14 protein-coding genes are annotated in these 19,547 nt (G+C 34.9%); 9 read left to right on the top strand and 5 right to left on the bottom strand.

Annotated features, from left to right (window positions below):
• Positions 1-59: 59 nt before the first annotated feature.
• From A4F88_RS11990 to A4F88_RS25180, 7 genes are all read left to right on the top strand, one after another.
• The gene (locus tag A4F88_RS11990) at positions 60-548 is read left to right on the top strand and encodes a hypothetical protein (protein ID WP_068842850.1); all 489 of its coding nucleotides are present in this window, start codon (positions 60-62) and stop codon (positions 546-548) included.
• Positions 549-728: 180 nt separating this feature from the next.
• The gene (locus tag A4F88_RS11985) at positions 729-1,274 is read left to right on the top strand and encodes a 3'-5' exonuclease (protein ID WP_068842849.1); all 546 of its coding nucleotides are present in this window, start codon (positions 729-731) and stop codon (positions 1,272-1,274) included.
• 237 nt (positions 1,275-1,511) lie between these two features.
• The gene (locus A4F88_RS11980; protein ID WP_068842989.1) at positions 1,512-2,138 is read left to right on the top strand and encodes a hypothetical protein; all 627 of its coding nucleotides are present in this window, start codon (positions 1,512-1,514) and stop codon (positions 2,136-2,138) included.
• A gap of 31 nt (positions 2,139-2,169) precedes the next feature.
• Positions 2,170-3,300 (top strand): AAA family ATPase, encoded by a 1,131-nt coding sequence (locus tag A4F88_RS11975; protein ID WP_068842848.1) that lies wholly within the window; start codon positions 2,170-2,172, stop codon positions 3,298-3,300.
• Between the two features lies 1 nt (position 3,301).
• Positions 3,302-4,000: a hypothetical protein gene (locus A4F88_RS11970; RefSeq protein WP_068842847.1), complete on the top strand. Its 699-nt coding sequence runs from the start codon at positions 3,302-3,304 to the stop codon at positions 3,998-4,000.
• 7 nt (positions 4,001-4,007) lie between these two features.
• A complete protein-coding gene (locus A4F88_RS11965; RefSeq protein ID WP_068842846.1) occupies positions 4,008-6,557 on the top strand; it encodes a hypothetical protein in 2,550 nt (849 codons plus the stop codon).
• Positions 6,541-8,340: a hypothetical protein gene (locus tag A4F88_RS25180; RefSeq protein ID WP_082815759.1), complete on the top strand. Its 1,800-nt coding sequence runs from the start codon at positions 6,541-6,543 to the stop codon at positions 8,338-8,340. The genes A4F88_RS11965 and A4F88_RS25180 overlap by 17 nt, the downstream gene beginning before the upstream one ends.
• 49 nt (positions 8,341-8,389) lie before the next feature.
• On the opposite strand, the gene A4F88_RS11955 is transcribed toward A4F88_RS25180, so the two are convergent.
• The gene (locus tag A4F88_RS11955) at positions 8,390-10,168 is read right to left on the bottom strand and encodes an AMP-dependent synthetase/ligase (protein WP_068842845.1); all 1,779 of its coding nucleotides are present in this window, start codon (positions 10,166-10,168) and stop codon (positions 8,390-8,392) included.
• A gap of 167 nt (positions 10,169-10,335) precedes the next feature.
• On the bottom strand, positions 10,336-10,767 hold the full coding sequence (locus A4F88_RS11950; RefSeq protein ID WP_068842844.1) for a hypothetical protein: 432 nt from the start codon (positions 10,765-10,767) through the stop codon (positions 10,336-10,338).
• An 87-nt stretch (positions 10,768-10,854) separates the two neighbouring features.
• Here A4F88_RS11950 and A4F88_RS11945 point away from each other — a divergent pair, with 87 nt between their 5' ends.
• The gene (locus tag A4F88_RS11945) at positions 10,855-11,055 is read left to right on the top strand and encodes a hypothetical protein (RefSeq protein WP_068842843.1); all 201 of its coding nucleotides are present in this window, start codon (positions 10,855-10,857) and stop codon (positions 11,053-11,055) included.
• An 86-nt stretch (positions 11,056-11,141) separates the two neighbouring features.
• Complete coding sequence (locus A4F88_RS11940) at positions 11,142-11,426, top strand: hypothetical protein (protein WP_143155050.1); 285 nt, start codon at positions 11,142-11,144, stop codon at positions 11,424-11,426.
• 221 nt (positions 11,427-11,647) lie between these two features.
• On the opposite strand, the gene purL is transcribed toward A4F88_RS11940, so the two are convergent.
• The 3 genes from purL to A4F88_RS11925 form a co-directional block, all read right to left on the bottom strand.
• Positions 11,648-15,319, bottom strand: coding sequence for a phosphoribosylformylglycinamidine synthase (gene purL, locus A4F88_RS11935; RefSeq protein ID WP_068842841.1), 3,672 nt, complete (start codon positions 15,317-15,319; stop codon positions 11,648-11,650).
• A gap of 277 nt (positions 15,320-15,596) precedes the next feature.
• On the bottom strand, positions 15,597-17,441 hold the full coding sequence (locus A4F88_RS11930) for an endonuclease (RefSeq protein ID WP_068842840.1): 1,845 nt from the start codon (positions 17,439-17,441) through the stop codon (positions 15,597-15,599).
• 229 nt (positions 17,442-17,670) lie between these two features.
• Complete coding sequence (locus A4F88_RS11925) at positions 17,671-19,524, bottom strand: endonuclease (RefSeq protein WP_068842839.1); 1,854 nt, start codon at positions 19,522-19,524, stop codon at positions 17,671-17,673.
• Positions 19,525-19,547: the final 23 nt, after the last annotated feature.

Genomic DNA, 19,547 nt, shown 5'->3' with positions numbered 1-19,547 from the left:
TTGGGTTTCCAGGCGTCTTACGTTTTCCTGAGGTTCCCAAGAATTACAAAAAAAATACCATGAACACTAATACATTAAAACAATATAAAAAAGCTATCAGAGCTAAATATGACATAGAAAAAGAGAGGAAATATTTTGATTATTTGTACAAGCCTTCTCGTGGAAAACTGCGTGATTTGTGCTGGCTCATTTTCGAGAATAACCCAACTCAGGATGACTTAAATGTTTTTAGAAATCTATTGTCTTTAGATTTTGATCACACCAAAAAGAATAAGTTTAAGGAAAAGAAAGATAAATTCAGACCTATTGAAACGTTCTTTAAAGGAGAAACAGATCCTTCAAATATTGATGCTATAAATATGGCTGCAATTTTGGTTGATTTTCATCCGCGTCCTTTCAAAAAGTTTTACGAAAATTCTAAAACGGAAGAAAAACCAGTTAAACGGATCGAGAAAGCTAAGGCAGTTTTTGAAAAGAAGAATGCTGAAAAAAAGGAAAAAACTAAAAAAAGAAGTTTCTTTCTGGATTTCAAGAGTATGTTTTTCTAAGCTTTTTGCAACAAAGGCGCTAAGGCACGAAGTTTTTTTAGCTACAGATTAGAGGATTAAAAGGATTATAAAAAATCTGCCCAAATCTGCTCAATCTGCGTGAAACAAACCTTAGCGTTTCTTGGTGTAAATCTTTGCGCTCTTTGCGGTAAAAAAAAAATTATTTAAAAATTAAAAAAAATGAAAACTATAGATAAAATTATCATTATTGATTTAGAAGCCACATGTTGGCAAAGTGCAGTCCCACAAGGCGAGCAAAACGAAATTATTGAAATTGGATTGGCTGTCTTAGATTCTGAGACTGGTGAAATCACTAAAAATAAAGGAATACTAGTCAAGCCGCAACGCTCAAGCGTGAGTCCGTTTTGTACCGAGTTAACAACAATTACCCAGGATTTACTGGATCAAAACGGTGTAAGTTTTGAGGAAGCAATCAATGTGTTAATCGACGAATACAATCCTGATTTGTTTACGTGGGCAAGTTATGGTCAGTACGATCTGAATATACTGAAAAAGCAATGTAAATCGTTTGGTGTTGCATATCCTATGGGAGAAGATCATATAAATGTAAAAGAACATTTTGCCGAAAAGTTTGGTTTACAACGATCAACCGGAATGAATGGTGCTTTGCATATTCTGAATATTCCGTTAGAAGGAACGCACCACAGAGGCATTGACGACGCTAAGAATATCGCTAAAATTTTGCACTGGTGTCTTAAAAATTAGAATTTAATTTGTTGATCACAGTTATCAAAATGGATAGTTGATAGCTGTAAAAGGAAACTACAGTTGTTAAAAGCTGTAGTTTCGCTTTTTGTTAAAAATAATTGCAAAAGCTAAAAGTAATATTTGAACAAAGGTTCGGATTTAATAATATATTTGTTAGTGTACAATTTTTCGTATGAGACGGGAAATTCACTTTCTTTAAAAAATAATCCGACTCAAAAAGGTATAATTAACAATATGGAGAAAATAAAAACGCCTTTTTTAGATACCATTTATCATCTCAGAACCATCGAACAGATTATTTTGTATGATAAGCTAATTACAATTGCCCAGACAGAGGAAACCGAAGTCGTTTTATTTCTGGAAACAGAATATGAAAACGAAATTTTAGAATACCCGGGCATAGCTCCTGATTTTAATGCAGGAGCTGCATTATGGGGAGCCAGAACACTATATTTAGCTACACAACTATTATTGCACAGAGAGCATAAAATGAACGATGTAAAGGAACTTTTGCCTTTTTATATAGGTGTACTGGATGCTTCTGCAATTATTTCGGCAGATCTTTGTCTTCGTTTTTTACCTCAGATTATAACTAAAATTAGGGAAATAGATCCGGAAGATTTGGTGATTGAGATTTTGGAGAAACATTTAATCCAATTTCACTATTCGGCCATTGGATCTGATCTGGATACTGAAAATGTAAATTTTGAAACACTTGTAACAAATGATTGCCTGCTGCAGCTTTACATTGATCGAATCGTACAAAGAAAATCCATAAGATGGGCACAATCTGATTTTATAAAAAAACAATTAGAAATAGGATTTGGAGACTACCAAAAACTTTTCTGGGCACAACTTTAAAAAAACGAATTAATAAAATAGAAGTAAAATAATGAATGCTACAGCTAAATTAAATGCCGTTCTAAAACATATCAAAGAAACTTTTGTTGGAAAAAATGAAATCATAGATCTGTTAGGAATTGGATTACTGGCACGAGAAAATGCCTTTTTGCTCGGGCCTCCGGGAACTGCAAAAAGTGCCATCGTAAGATCGCTTTCTAAAGGAATCGAAGGCGACAAAAATTTCGAATACCTATTGACCCGTTTTACAGAACCCAATGAGATCTTTGGACCTTTTGATATTCGAAAACTGAAAGAAGGGGAACTGATTACCAATACTGATGGTATGATGCCCGAAGCATCGATGGTTTTCCTGGATGAGATTTTTAACGCCAATTCGGCTATTCTGAACAGTTTGCTGATGGCGCTTAACGAAAAAATATTTCGTCGTGGTAAAGAAACTAAAAAATTGCCGGCATTGATGTTTGTAGGTGCAAGTAACCTTATGCCTGAAGATGAATCGCTAAATGCTTTGCTTGACCGTTTTCTGATTCGTATTAAATGTGATTATGTAGAACCGGATTTATTGCATCAGGTGTTACTTGCCGGATGGAAACTGGAAAGTTCTGTGACTGAAGAAGCGCCAACCATTTCGGCAGATGAGGTTCGCGAATTGCAAAAACTTTGCCGTCAGGTAGATTTGAGCGCTACACGAAACGAATATGTAGATATTATTCATAGTCTTCGAAATACGGGAATCAAAGTCTCTGACCGACGTGCAGTAAAACTTCAGAATCTTATCGCAGCAAGTGCGTTAATGTGCGGAAGAAAAGAATCGATTGTGTCTGATTTCTGGGTTTTAAAATATATCTGGGATAACGAAGAGCAAATTGAAATTCTGGAAGGAATCATCAATAAAATCATCGAAAAAGATACTTCTACAGAAGCGCACCCACAGGCGATGTACAATAAAACACCGGATGCCGAAAGTGTGATGAAAGAAGTAAATTATCTGATCGAAAAATGGCAGGATGAGAGTCTTTCTTTTGAAGAACAAAATGTGATCAAAGATAAATTAAGATATATTCAAACCCGTTGCGACTGGATCAAAGATGCAGAAAAGAAAAAGTATATTCAGGAACATATAGAATCTTTGTGGCAAAAAATTCTTCAAACTATTTAACATGTACTTTTTAGAAATTAATAAAGAGCATAAAGATTTTCTTGGTGCAGTGCGACATTGGGAGAATCTCAAAATAGCTTTTGAGACCAATACAATCTGGATAAAAGAGTTCTCAGCCGAACAAATAAACTCGGCTGAGGTTCTCCAGATTCCGTATACCAAAACATACGAGCTAAAAGATAATTTGTTGTTTGAGATAGGAAAACAGCTGCCAACCAAAAAACTGCCTTCGGGTTTGTTATGGTCGCCCGTTTTGAGGGGTTTACCTGTTTCCTTGCCAAATTTCAATCATAACTTTTTTGGTATAGATCAGACACTTCAGATTACATTAAAACGATCAGAAAATGTAAAAGAAGCGCATGCTTTACTAGTAGAATATCAGGAATTGAAATCTTATATCGAATTAGCTCCAAAATTTCGACTTGAACCTTTGCAATGGATTGTAATCCATAATAAAGCATTGATTATCGGCAAACCTTTATTGCCCTTAAAAGGTGATACATATTGGTTTAAGAATGATTTTTTACTGCCTTCAGGATATGATTTTGAATGGACTGTTTTGACCCAGGCACTTAAGGATAAATTAAATCCTTTCGATAAAAATATAATACTATGGAATAAGGATAACAGTTATTCTTCTATTTCCAAACAAAATATAAAACCATTATCAATTAGTTCATTTCGCTTAACTTTTTCATAAAATAAAAATGGAATTTCAAAGATACTTTCAATCGTTCACAGACTATTTTTGGGAATGGGAAAATCAGATATTTTCTCCGGATAGTGTATTTGAAACGATCACAATTCCGAATGGACAAACTATCGGTTATGAGAAATTTGTCTTTGAAATTTTAGAAGCACTTTCTGATAGTAATTTTCCGCCATTCGGAACTCTTTTATTGGCTATTACCGCGACCAATCACGATAGCAAGGAAACAATTGACAGAATTCAGGAATGGGCAAAAGGTATAGAAATAACCAAATCTTTTCCTATAGAACATTCGTTTCGATTAGGTGCCAGTATTGGTTTTATGAGACAGCTTTCGGCTTTGCCTGACGAATATAAAACCGGTGAGAGAAGACTGAAAATGTTTCAGACTATTTTTGACGGATGTCATAACAGAATTTCTACTGAAAAAGCAAAGAAGATTCTCGACGAATATAAAGACAAAAGACATCATTTGGTGCGAGCAGGAGTAAAAGAGCCTTTCAATGATGCCAATTTTATAAAAGATTTCAGAACACTGGCTTTACTCAAAAAGAGGTTCCCAACAGTGCAGTCGATTTTGTACGCCATGGAGGATAATCCGCATGAGGATTTAAAGGATAAGCTGAAAGAAGAAATTTTAGAAGAGGAAAATCTTAGCGATACAGCCACTTTTGTAGAGCAACTTATAAATGATGATCGTACATTTCATGTAGGAAGTCTTATCAATCGACTTTGGTCGGGACTTCATATTCCGTTGCACCATAATCATCCAAGTGAACAGCCTTTGGGAGGAATCTCGGATTTGACAAACAAAGGTGATTTTGACAAATTGGTAATCTCTGAATTTGCGTATGATGATGACGTTTTTATGTCCAGAATTGCAAACAACGAAGCATTATATATTCAAAGAGAAGTGCCACCGGAAGCAGATAAGTTCGAACGTATTTTGATTATCGACAGTTCGTTAAAAAACTGGGGAAATCCTAAGATTCTTTCTTTTGCTTCGGCAATTGCGATTGCAAGACATCCCAAAACCGATATTAAATGCAGAGTTTTTGTAGCAGGTCAGGATTTTAAAGAAGTTCCGTTAGAGAACATTCATGATGTAATTCAGGCGTTGAGTGAACTTAGTGGTAAACTGGATTGCTCGCAAGGACTTGAATCGTTTTTTCAGCAAAATAAAATCAGCAGTAAAAATCAGGAAGTATTTCTTTTTTCTTCAGAAGACAGTTTGAAACTGACGGCGATGAAAAACGTGATAAGCACTTATTATACCGAGATTAAGTATGTTTTTGAAATGGAGATGGAGGGTATTAAGGTCTATAAAAATCAGAACAAAGGAAGAAAGATGCTGCAGCATATTATAATGCCGCTGGAAGAACTGTGGAAAAAAGAAAAGGGAGATTTACCAAGTCATAAGTATTCAGAAACAGACTTTGATAATATTCCGCTTTTATTTCCGGTAGAAAGAAGCTATCAGAATATCTTTTATTATGGGACGGATTTTTATACCTATCTGAACGGAAATTTATTTCGGTTTGTCAGTAATGAATTCAACAAAGGATTTAAAAAAGTGGCTTCAAATCTTCCTTTTGACAAAGGAGATTTTGCTATAAAAACAAATGGCAAAGGAGAAAGATTTCTACTGTGTTATGTAAGCGATTCCACTCCAAAAATTAGTATTTATAATATTGATAAACAGGAGCTAAAAAGTAATTTGGTTTCTAATGAAGATTTTAATGATTTAAAAGTTAATGTTTTTGGACATAAAAGTGAATTTTATTTGACTGATGGTACAAGCTATTGGCGTGTCGATGATGGTTTAAAAAAAATGAAGTCTGAGTTCAGTAATTTGATTAATGATGCTTTTGTGAACTATAGCATAAAACAAAATTCTTTTGTCAGAGATTTTATGAACAGTAAATTCAAATACAGTGTTATAAAAAAACTAAAAGGAATGTCAATTGTAAATAATCATTTCGAAATTAATGGGTTTAACTTCACTCACTTAGAATTTTCTAAAAGAAATTACTATCACCCGAGTGAATCTAGACAAGAGACAATACGATTTGAGGAAAAAGTAAAGCTTATTTTGAAAAACAAAGGAACATCAGTTATTGATCTTGTCCAGATAATAAAACAAAATACAGATAAATCTTTAGCAGAAAGTAAAGCTGTTGTAGATGAGGAACTTGGTATTATTTTAAATAATGTAACAAGACAAGAAGCTGATAATTTAAAGAAAATAATTGAAAGAGGCAGCGCAGTTTGTTACATCGAAACCTTGTTTTTTGAGTCGCAGGACGGAAGCAGAGTAACCAACAAGGACGGAATTTTAATATTTGAAAGCAGTAAGGAAGAAATTCCTAAATTTTATATTCCTTTTATCGCAAACGGAAGAACTATTATGGCCTCAGAAAGTGAATATTCCGGTAATGATTATTTTATAACAGATTCTTTTCTGGAAAGTATAAAAGAAAAAGACTTTCTGGAAAAATATTTAGATCCATTTATACAAAATGTAAGACAGCATGGAACTCAAACTTAGCATAAATTCCAGAAACACATATCCTAAAGGAGGTGTTTTTATAAAAAGCGGATTGCCAAAAGTATGGCTTCAGGAAATTCAGAATATTGGATTGGCGTTCCATTTAGTCAAAGCCTTCCCTGTTCCCGGTGCAAATGCCAATGAGTTATTCGGGTGTTTGTTGATTTTGGATCAGAGTCTGATTAAAACAGATAGTGTAGGAAAGAATTATTTCTGTCAATTGATAGAAAACAAATTGTTTATTCCTGAAAATACGATTGTGACCCCTCAGTTAACAAAGGCTGAGTGGCACAATTTGTTTTCAGAGCATTATCATTTTATGCATCCGGATATTGGATTAGTGGAATTAAAAGAAGAAGTTTCGTGGATCAATTTAATTGAAACACCAGTTTTAAAGGAAATAGATATACTCGAACCTTCAAAAACAATTCATATTCCGCAGCATATATCCTCATTGCGCTACGAAGCAAATACGGAAGATATTCTGGAAGCGCTGGAAAAGCCATTTTCACAGGAAGATATGCCAGATGATTTGCCATTTGATATGGAGGAATTAATGAAAGGAAATCAAAAGGAAATGGATAAGTTTTTGGCGTTTCTGGATAAAAATCCAGAAATGGCTTTAAAACTGGCTATTCCGCTGGATACTTTAGGAACTGCACGAGGAGGATTTGATGGAAGACTTTCTTTTGAAGGAATTGGTTCGGGTTCAGCTGCAGGTAGTTCTTTTTCAGGAGGAAGCAGAAATAAAATGGATGGACCTGAATTTGATGGTAAACCTTTTATAATTGTCTTTAAGATAATTTTTGTGCTGGTCATTCTGTTTAATCTGAAAAGTTGTAATTTCAATAATACTAATATTGGAGCCAATTCGTCTCTTGCTTTAATCATTATTGTGTTTGCAATTGGTTTAATAATAGCATTGGCACTTCTTAGTAATAATTCTTCCAGTTCTTCCAGAAGTTATTCACCACCACGCCAGCCATCAGGTTCAGGAGGTTCAGCCCTGATAGATTCTGAGCGTTTTGCCACAATACAAAACCGATATGAAAAAATGGCTGAAGAATTTAAAGAAAGAAAAGATTTTGCTAAGGCAGCACATGTGTACATGAAACTGCTTAAAAATCATTACAAAGCAGCAGATGTTCTTGAAGAAGGGAAGTTGTACAGTGAAGCCGCAGCGGTTCATCTTAAGTATTGTAATAATAAAAACAAAGCGGCGGAGTGTTATGAAAAAGGTCATGTGTACAAACAAGCAATTGAATTATACAGAGAGCTCAATCAAAACGAAAAAGTGGGCGATTTGTATACAATTCTGAAAGACAAACCGGAAGCTGATAAGTATTATGGTAAAGTGATAGAGGAGTATAAAACAAATAACCAATATGTAAAAGCATCGTTTATTTATAAAGATAAAATCGAAGATACAAGCGGAGCGCAAGAAGTATTGCTAACAGGCTGGAAAAGTAATAAAGATGCATTTAATTGCCTGAATAACTATTTTGTAAATATCGAATCGACAGAGAAATTATCCGCTGCGATAGCCTCAATTTATGAGTCTGAGGTTTCGGAGGAGAATTCTGAGTTGTTTTTGCAGGCGATGAAGCATGAGTTTAGAAAACATGAGGATTTAGAAGAAATTACTAAAAATATTGCTTACGAAATTGTAGCCGATAAGATTACTGCTAAACCAGACATTGCATCAGAATTGGTTGCCTTTAATGAAAAGAACAAATCGATGCTAAAAGATGTTATGAAGTATAAACTAAAAGGGAGAAAATAAAAACGGCTGTCTATTGACAGCCGTTCTCACTTGGTTATATTATTTTGATTTAATTCTGACCATAAATTTTAGCATAAAGATCTTTGTAAATCTCTTTTATGATTTTACGTTTCAGTTTAAGAGTAGGAGTAAGTTGTCCGCCATCGATAGACCAAACATCCGGAGTAAGCTCAAAACGTTTAATTTGTTCCCAGTGTCCGAATTTTTTGTTGACTTCTTCAACTTCATTGTCAATACGTTTAACAACTTCAGGATTTGTACTAATTTCAGCATCAGTACTTCCTAAAGTAATTTTATGGATTTTTGCCCATTCTTTTACAAATTCAAAGTTTGGCTGAATAAAAGCTGCCGGCATTTTTTCGCCTTCACCAATTACCATAATTTGTTCAATAAAACGGGATTGTTTCATCGCGTTTTCAATCAATTGTGGAGCAATATACTTTCCTCCTGAAGTTTTGAACATTTCTTTTTTACGGTCTGTAATTTTAAGGAAGCCTTCGCTGTCAATTTCTCCAATATCTCCTGTGTGAAAATATCCGTCCTGTAAAGCTTCGGCTGTTTTTTCAGGATCTTTAAAGTATCCTAACATTACATTTGGTCCTTTGCAAAGAATTTCGCCATCCTGAGCAATTTTAACTTCAACATTGCGAATTACTTTTCCAACAGTTCCAATTTTAAAACCTTTGTTTCTTTGATCGTTAACAGCAATTACCGGAGAAGTTTCAGATAAACCATAACCTTCCATAACCGGAATTTCGGCAGCGGCAAAAACTCTTGTTAAACGTGGCTGTAAAGCAGCACTTCCGGAAACCATTAATTCTAAATTTCCACCCAAACCTTCTTTCCATTTACTGAAAATAAGTTTTCGGGCAATTTTTAACTGAAATTCATACCAGAAACCATTAGCTCCGTATGGCTCATATTTTAAACCTAAATCAATAGCCCAGAAAAATAGTTTTTTCTTAATACCAGTTAATTCAGTTCCTTTTGCATAAATTTTATCGTAAACTTTTTCTAAAAGTCTCGGAACAGCCGTAATAACTGTTGGACGTACTTCTTTTAAGTTGTCACTGATTTTATCAATTGATTCTCCAAAGTAAACAGAAACACCATAGAATTGATAGATGTATAAAATCATTCTTTCAAAAATATGACAAATAGGTAAGAAGCTCAATGCAGAACTTTTTCCCGGATCAAAAGGAATTCTTGGTGCACTGTCCAGAACATTCGAAACAATGTTTTTATGAGACAGCATTACACCTTTAGGTCTTCCTGTAGTTCCTGAAGTATAGATAATAGTAGCCAGATCATCTGTATGAATACTGTCTTTTCTGGCATCAACTTCATTTTGATTGCTTGCATCTTCTCCCAGAGTCAATAACTCTGTCCAGTGTTTGCAGCCTTCGATCTCATTAAAAGAATAAACTTCTTTTAATGTTGGAACATTTGCTTTAATAGCATTTACTTTATCCAATACTTCTGTATCAGATACAAAACAGTAAATACTACCGCTATGGTTTAATATATATTCGTAATCTTCTTCGGCAATTGTGGGGTAAATAGGAACGTTTTGTGCTCCCGTTTGCAGAATACCAATATCCATGATATTCCATTCAGTGCGATTGTTAGAGGTAATCAGGGCAATTTTATCATCCTTTTGAACGCCCATGCGCAATAATGCTCTCGAAACAGCATTTGCTTTTGCAATATATTCCTGGCTAGATGTTTTTTCCCAGACTCCGTTTTTTTTAGTTGCTAGGGCAACCGGAAGGTTATAAGTTTCTTGTTGATAATAGGGAAAATCAAAAAGGCGTGTGATTGAAACCATGTTTAATATATTGAATTTTACCGCAAATTAAATAAAAAATAGGTATAATTTTTAATTTTATGCAATTTTATGGGAAAAATTATAGGTACTCTTAAAAATCAACGAAAACGTTTTCTTTTTTGTAGTAAATTTTAGAAAAATCAAGAAAAATTTAATTTTGTGTTATTTTATTGCACATTATAATCAACATATTCTTTTACTCTTTCTCCCATTAAAAACATTTTTTTCTTGGTAAAATGTATAGAGAATTGAGAATATGCCCAGGTATCACTATCGTTTGTTCTGTACCAGAATGTATAAGAGGCACTATTGAATCCTTCTTTAAAAACCGGAATACCTTCATCAGTACATTCGATTCCCCAGTTGATCTTTTTTTTACTTAAATCATCAGCCTGAATAACGCCGGTACCATCCGGATTAAGTAAAGTCATGGGTTGTTTTTGGCCTGTAGGGATATAAGTTCCCGGAACCGGATAACCAATTGTAGTGGTAATAAAATGATCGCGGCCATTGTAACTAATCTGATCTACCTGAACTTGCGAATACGATGAGGTGGCAACAAAAAATAAGGCAGTAAGCAATAAGTGTATTGATTTCATTCTATGTAGGTTTAAGTGTTTTTGGAAACGCAAAAAAAAATCGGTGGCATGATTTTTTGGCGAATATACTTTAAATTTCCATAGAAAATGAAATCAGATTATAAGAATGAGTTATTTTATTTTTATAAAAATACTATGTTGCTAAAAACTGATTTTTCAATAGCTTTTTCGTCAGAAATAATTTCTTTTATGTCAGCATTTTTTTGTCCAAAAGTAAAATTAGCGAATGGGTTAAAGCATAAAAAAGCGGGTTTTTCCCCTTCAAAAAACCGTAATATGCCTTGTTAATTTACATTACAGCTGATCTAATTTTACCTCAGTTAAATGCGGAAGCCGAAAAGCAAAAGAGTAGGCGTAGATTAAATGATAAAATTATGGAAACTGCTTTGTTTTTAGCAATGGGATGGTGTGGAACCAGATACCCGGGCTGGTGGAAACGTTTTTGGAAAAATCCTCCGCCGCCACCGGATCCGGAACCATGGTGGACTGTTACATTAATTGGTATTGGACTAATTGCAGGTGCTGCAGGCGGATTATTCTTTAGTAATGCTATTGCAGAAAATCAATTTTTTGCAGGTCAAAATGCAGTTGCTTCAGGTTTATTTGCTTATGGTGCTTCGAATATTGTAACAGGTATTACCACAGCTTTTAGAAATTAAAAAAATGCTCCGGCTATTTGGGGATAGCATTGGGGCATTTTTTAAATGAAGAGTATGTTTTAAAATAAATGATTTATAGCCACGAATTCACGAATTATTTTTTTATAGCCACAGATTAGCACAGATTTTTTTCATGTAGAAAAAATCTGTGCTAATCTGTGTAATTTATGGCAAAAAAAAACGCCCGATAAAATTCGGGCGCTTTAGTAAAAATATATTTTTTAGTTTTTCTCAATCCATTTTCTGGCATTAACAAAAGCTTCGTGCCAAGGCGAAACCTCGTCATTTCTGTCTTTTGGATAATGTGCCCAGTTCCATTGAAAAGTCGAACGCTCAATGTGAGGCATCATTACTAAATGTCTTCCTGTTTTGTCACACATCATTGCTGTGTTGTAGTCAGATCCGTTAGGGTTTGCAGGATAACCTTCGTAAGCATATTTAGAAACGATGTTGTACTGGTCTTCTGCATAAGGCAATTTAAATTTACCTTCTCCGTGAGAAACCCAAACTCCCAAAGTACTTCCGGCCAATGTTGATAACATAACCGAGTTGTTTTCCTGAACTTTTACAGAAGTAAAGATACTTTCGTGTTTTTGGCTTTCGTTATGGTGCATTTTTCCGTGAACTTCATGTTCTGGATTAATAACTTCCAATTCCATAAATAACTGACATCCGTTACAGATTCCAACAGATAAAGTGTCTTCTCTTTTAAAGAAATTATCCAAAGCTGTTTTTGCTTTTTCGTTGTATAAGAAAGCTCCAGCCCAACCTTTAGCAGAACCTAAAACATCTGAATTAGAGAATCCTCCAACAGCACCAATAAACTGAATATCTTCAAGCGTTTCACGACCAGAAATTAAATCCGTCATGTGAACATCTTTTACATCAAAACCTGCTAAGTACATAGCATTTGCCATTTCACGCTCAGAATTACTTCCTTTTTCACGAATAATAGCTGCTTTTGGTCTTGGTTGTGAAGCATCGATTACTGGTTTTTTTCCTGTAAAATGTGCAGGGAATGTATAGTTTAAAACCTGATTTTTATAGTTTTCAAAACGTGCCTGAGCTCTTCCGTTTTTAGATTGCTTTTGATCTAATAAATAAGAAGTTTCAAACCAAATGTCTCTATAAGCTTTTATGTCTAAAGTCCAAAGTCCAAGGTCTAAAGTCTCAGTAGTTGTCGCTTTTCCTAATTTGAAAAATTCGATGTTGTTTGCATTCAATTTAGCTTCAACAGTTGCATCAGATTTAGCCTGGAATACGATTCCGATGTTTTCAGCGAAAAGGATTTTCAATAAATCTTTTTCCGCGAAAGCGCTGAAATCAATTTTAGCTCCAAGGTTTACATCAGCAAAACACAATTCTAATAAAGTAGTGATTAAACCACCGCTTCCGATATCGTGACCTGCTAAGATTTGGTTTTCACCGATTAATTCCTGAATCGTATTAAAAGCATTTTTAAAGAAAGAAGCATCTTTTATAGTAGAAGTTTCGTTTCCAATTGTGTTTCTGATTTGTGCAAAAGAAGAACCTCCTAATTTGAAATCATCCTGAGACAAATTGATATAGTAAATTGAATCTCCGTTTTTCTGTAAAACAGGTTCCACTACTTTTCTAATATCTGTACAGTTTCCGGCAGCCGAAATAATAACTGTTCCTGGCGCAATTACTTCGTCATTTGGATATTTCTGTTTCATCGAAAGTGAATCTTTTCCTGTTGGAATATTGATTCCCAATTCGATTGCAAATTCAGAACAACCTTCAACAGCAGCATATAAACGAGCGTCTTCACCTTCATTTTTACAAGCCCACATCCAGTTTGCGGATAATGAAACTCCTTTTAAACCATTAATAATTGGTGCCCAAACTAAGTTTGATAACGATTCGGCAATAGCATTTCTGCTTCCTGCAACCGGATCAATCAAAGCGGCAATAGGAGCGTGGCCAATAGAAGTTGCAATACCTTCTTTTCCTAAATAATCCAGCGCCATAACCCCAACATTATTTAAAGGCAATTGCAATGGTCCGGCGTTTTGTTGTTTAGCTACTTTTCCACCCACACAACGGTCCACCTTATTAGTTAACCAGTCTTTTGAGGCAACTGCTTCTAAACGTAAAACGTCTTTTAAATAACTTTCGAAATCTCCTGTGTTGTATGCAACATCAGCATATTTTCTGTCAATAGTTTTGTCTGTCATAACCGTTTTTGGCGAACTTCCGAAGAAATCTTCTAAAGCATAATCCATCGGTTTTGAACCATTTGATTTTGATTCGAAAGTAAAACGGTGATCTCCCGTTACATCTCCAACCTGATACATTGGCGAACGCTCTCTGTCGGCGATTCTTTGTAAGGTATCAATATCTTTTTGACCAATAACTAATCCCATTCTTTCCTGAGATTCGTTACCGATAATTTCTTTTGCAGAAAGAGTAGGGTCTCCAACAGGTAATTTATCTAAATCGATTAAACCACCCGTTTCTTCTACCAATTCCGAAAGACAGTTTAAGTGTCCTCCAGCTCCGTGATCGTGAATCGAAACAATTGGGTTATTGTCGCTTTCTACCAAACCACGAATCGCGTTTGCAGCACGTTTTTGCATTTCAGGGTTTGAACGCTGAATAGCATTTAATTCAATTCCTGAACCAAAAGCTCCTGTATCTGCAGATGAAACCGCAGCACCACCCATCCCGATTCTATAATTTTCTCCTCCAAGAATTACGATTTTATCGCCTACTTGTGGTTTCTTTTTAATAGCCTGATCTAATTTTCCGTAGCCAATTCCACCCGCTTGCATGATTACTTTATCGTAACCAATTTTACGGTCGTTTTCTGAATGTTCGAAAGTTAAAACCGAACCTGTAATTAGCGGCTGACCAAATTTATTTCCAAAATCAGAAGCTCCGTTTGAAGCTTTGATCAAAATATCCATTGGAGTCTGGTATAACCATTTTCTTTCTTCCATTGCATTTTCCCAAGACCTGTAATCCTGAGAGGAGTCGAAGGATTTCAAACGAGAATACGAAGTCATATAAACAGCAGTTCCGGCTAATGGCAAAGAACCTTGGCCTCCGGCTAAACGGTCACGAATTTCTCCTCCTGAACCTGTTGCGGCTCCATTGAAAGGCTCAACAGTTGTTGGGAAATTGTGTGTTTCTGCTTTTAAAGATAAAACAGAATCGAATTCTTTTATTTCGTAAAAATCAGGTTTGTCTGCCGATTTTGGTGCAAATTGCTGCACTTTTGGTCCTTTTACAAAAGCAACGTTGTCTTTGTAAGCAGATACTATATCGTTAGGATTTTCCTGAGATGTTTTTTTGATTAATTTAAAAAGAGAAGTCTCTTTTTCTTCACCATCAATTACAAAAGTTCCGTTGAAAATTTTGTGACGACAGTGTTCTGAGTTTGCCTGAGAGAAAGCGAAAATTTCAGAATCAGTTAATTTTCTTCCAAGTTTTGTTGAAAGATTGTTTAAGTAATCTACTTCTTCCTCGCTTAAAGCTAAACCTTCTACTTTATTGTATGTTGCGATATCATCAATTTCCAGAATTGGTTCCGGCTGAATGTTTATCGTGAAAATCTCCTGATCTAATTGGTTGAATTTTTGAAAAAGCATTGGATCAAAATCTGTGAAATCTTCCGTAGCCGGAAAAAATTCTTCGATTCTGATGATGCCCGGAATACCCATATTTTGAGTAATTTCTACAGCATTTGTACTCCAGGGTGTGATCATAGTGGCGCGTGGACCAACAAAAAAATCCGTCAGTGCGGATTTTTCGATCTTATTAGAGTTGGCAAAAAGCCAGTTTAATTTTGAAATGTCTTGAGCTGAAATTTCGTTTTGCGTTTGTACGGCAAAAACAGTTTTGCTTTGGTTTTCAAAGAAATGGATCATTGTGATGTGTAGTTTGTTGTATTGAGCTGCAAATTTAGTTTAAATAAATAGTAAGCGCAAATTTGATAACAAACTCTTTTTAAAAAAATGATGTTGATTTGAAATTAAGTTAAAAATTAAGAATCTGCTTGTTTTAAGGGATTGTCGCAAAAGAGTATTTTTTTAGTTTCACGCAGATTCAGCAGATTTTTTGTTTAGAGTTATTAATAAATCTGTGTCAATGTTTATTAAAATCTTTATCTGTTTAAGCTGCTGAATCTGCGTGAAAAAAAAATATTTAGTTGATGACTATCTTTTTAATAATCGTTTTTGAGTCTTTTTCGATTTTAAGAACATAAATACCACTCGAAAGATGATTTGCCGAAATAACAGGATCTGTAGTATTTTGTTTTTCGTAAACTTTCTGTCCGGAAAAAGAAAGAATTTCTACCGAATAAGAAGAGTTTGAATTATCTAAAATAACATTAAACAATCCGTTTGAAGGATTAGGAAAAACAACAATTTCATTTGAAAGTTCCACAATTTCTTCTTCTGCCTGTGGTACTTTTTTGCTTCCTAAATTATTACAAGTATCTTGTGAAAAGGAATCCCATTGAGCACTCAAATTAAAAGTGGTGCTTGGAGAAGTTACTGTCGATTTTCTTCTTAAAGTTACATCAACAGCAAAATTGGCTGTTCCTCCATTAAAAGTTCCAATGATGTCAATTAGAACTCCATTTTTGAATAAACCTACAGCATCATTTCCGTTAAAAGTCAATTCAGTTGCAGTTGTAGAAATATTGGCTGCACTTGTAGAAAAACAAGCAGAAGACATAGAACTGTTTACAATTACAAATTTACTTCCTGTTGTCAAAGTGCCAGTCAAAGCTAAACCTGTGCTCCAAGAACCTGCCCCGTTTGTTTGTTTTTTAATAGTGTAAGCAGATAAGCTTACAGAACTTCCAGTGTTATTAGCAATTTCCAACGCTTTGTTATTTCCAGAACCTTCAATGTATTCAGAGAAAAGTAAATCTGTTGCAGTTCCGGTTCCGCTGTTGTTGGTTGTAACTGAAATCGTATTGCTTGACGCAGAAGTGTTTCCAGCCGCATCTTTTGCTTTTGCATAAATGGAATAAGCAGTAGAAGCAGTTAAACCGGTAATCGTTGCGGTTGTGCCGGAAACAGTTGTTTTTAAAACACTATTTGCATAAATATCATAACCTGTAACGGCTACATTATCTGTAGAAGCTGTCCATGAAAGTGTAATTGAAGTTGCTGTTTTTGATGTTGAAGCCAAACTTGTTGGAGCAGTTGGAGCCTGAGTATCTCCAGAAGGCGTTCCTCCCCAAATTTGATTTACATATTCTGGGTGGTCGATATACGGATTTCTATTGCCCTGACGTGCATAAACAGCATTGTTTCTTGCAATTTCTCTTGCACTTACAGGATCTTGCGTATGCCAGGCTAAAAGCATATTCAGAAAAGCTGTTGTGAAAACCTGGTTGCTTGTTCCGTTAAACATAGCGTAAGAATAACCAGCAACAGTATTTTCATATCGAGTTGCAAAATAAAAATACATTCGGGCAATATCGCCCTTAAAAGCGTTGATTGGTTCGAAAACGGTTCCTGAATACCCGGATACTGAGCTTGATCCTAATTTACTTCCGTTTTGAGAAGTATAAGTTGCTGAAGCGACAGTTCCGTGTGGATAATTAGAACGCATTCCGTTTACTTTTCCGTCGGTTGGAGTTATGAAATGAGCATCGGCAACCATTGGTGACTGCTCGTTAAAAACCGATTGTGGAATAATATGTTCTCTATTGTAGCAATCGCCTTCAACAGAATAATTGCCACAACGTTGTGTACTCCCTGTGCTGTAATTATAAGGATCTGTTCCGGAAGGATTTTCAGAATACATATCTAAAACAGTTCCGTCATTCTCGTAAAAATTATCTACGTCAGAGGTTTGATAGGTTGTGTACAGACCGGCGTAACCATTATCTGTATGGCCTTTAATAATGTTGTACAATTGCGTTTTTAAAGTATAACTCGTTCCGGTTGCAGTATTGTAATAACCAGATGGAATTTGGGCAAAGCCAATGCTGAAAGACAGTAATAACAGTAAAAAGTAGTTTTTTTTCATAAATAGTAGTTTAAGATTTTGGGGTTAAATTCGTTTTTAATGCTCTGATTTTTAGAAATTTAAAAATGGATTGTAACAAATCTACTACTTTTATAAATACGCAGCGTTAAGCAATGTTTAATTTTGGAAATATTTTCTTACGGGTATTTTTACAAATATAATCCCGCAGAGACACGATTTTTGAAAATCAGAGTCTTTGCGGGAGATATATTAAGCCAGAATAACTTAGCTAGTTGATAATTATTTTTTTACTGCTTGTTTTTGAACCCTGAGTAATACGTACAATATAAATTCCTTTTTGAAGATTATTCACGTTTATTGATGAATTAAGACTATTTTTTTGTGAGAAAACGCTTTGTCCTAAAATTGATATTATTTCAATATTTGAAGCTTCATTTGAATCTTTCAGCTGAATAGTAAAATGACCATTTGAAGGGTTTGGATAAATTGAAAACACATTAGATTCAAAATCTCCCGTTCCTAAATTGGCTAAACTATGGCTTCCTAATCCGCTGCAAGTGTCTTTAGGATACACATCCCATTCTGCAGCTTTATTAAAAGTTGTATTTGGTGAAGAAATCGTTGGTTTTCTTCTTAAAGTTTCATCAATAGAAAAGTTAGCAGTATTACCTAAAGTACCAATTATATCAATTAAAACATCATTTTTAAATAATCCAACAGGATCGTTTCCGTTAAATTGAAGTTCAGTTGCGCCACTTGATAGATTAGCATTTGCCGGACTAAAACAAGTTGAAGCACTCTGATTGTATGCAATTACGTATGATGCACCATGAGCTAATGTTCCTGTTAATGAAAGTCCAGATGCAGATGTCCACGGCCCGGCCCCGTTAACTTGCTTTTTAATGGTGTATTTAGTTAAATCGACTGTATTTCCTGTGAAATTTGAAACTTCCAGATATTTATTGTTACCAGAACCTTCAACATATTCTGTAAAGAAAATTTCATTAGTAATTGTACCGCCGCCTCCAGAAGATGCTTCAGTTGTAATTCCATTTACAGAAGTACTTTGAGGTGATAAATTATTTGACGTGTCTTTTGCAATTACATAAAAAGAATATGTTGTTGAAGGTGTTAACCCAGATATTGTAGCAGTTGTGCTCGTTGCATTTTGTTTAAAAACATTGTTTACGTAAACCGCATAACCTGAAATTCCTGCATTATCTGTCGAAGCCGACCAGCTTAAACTTATTGAGTTTGAAGTGCTTTGTGTAACCGTTAAGTTTAGAGGTGTAGTTGGTGGTGTAGTATCATCTGCTTCAGTTGCCCAGATTTGATTTACATATTCGGGATGATCGATAAATGGATTTCGGTTGTTCTGGCGAACATAAATAGCATTGTTTCGTTCTATTTCTCTCGGACTTACCGGATCTTGTTTATGCCAGGTTAGAAGAATATTTAAGAAAGCTGCTGTAAAAACTTTATTCGAAGTTCCGTCAAACATTGGGTATGAATATCCCGCAATTGTGTTTTCATATCGTGTTGCAAAATAAAAATACATTCGGGCAATGTCACCCTTAAATTCATCAATTGGTTCGAAAACAGTTCCTGAATATCCGGCAGTGGAATTTGAACCTAGTTTACTTCCGTTTAAAGAAGTGTAAGTTGGGTTGTTTACAACACCATGAGGATAATTCGAGCGCATTCCGTTAACTTTTCCATCTGTTGGTGTGATAAAATGAGCATCGGCAACCATTGGTGATTTTTCACTAAATACAGATTGTGGAATAATGTGCTCTCTGTTATAACAATCGCCTTCTTTAACGTAATTACCACATCTTTGAGTAGTAGCAATACTGTATGTGTAAGGATCTGTTCCTGATGGATTTTCTGAATACATATCTAAAACCGAACCATCATTTTCATAAAAATGATCAAGGTCTGATGTGGCGTACGTTACATAAAGTCCACCATATCCATTGTCCGTATGGCCTTTAATAATATTGTACAATTGCGTTTTTAATGCATACCCGGTTCCTGTTGCCGTATCATAATATCCTGTTGGAATTTGTGCAAAGGCAGATGTGAAAATCAGGGAAAAGAGAAAAAAGTAGTTTTTTTTCATAAATAAATAGGTTAAAATTGCGA

The sequence above is a fragment of the Flavobacterium chilense genome (assembly GCF_001602525.1).
GTDB classification, from domain to species: Bacteria; Bacteroidota; Bacteroidia; order Flavobacteriales; family Flavobacteriaceae; genus Flavobacterium; species Flavobacterium chilense.
The sequence above is the reverse complement of the archived record's forward strand: the minus strand, read 5'-3'. Positions and strand labels throughout refer to the sequence as shown.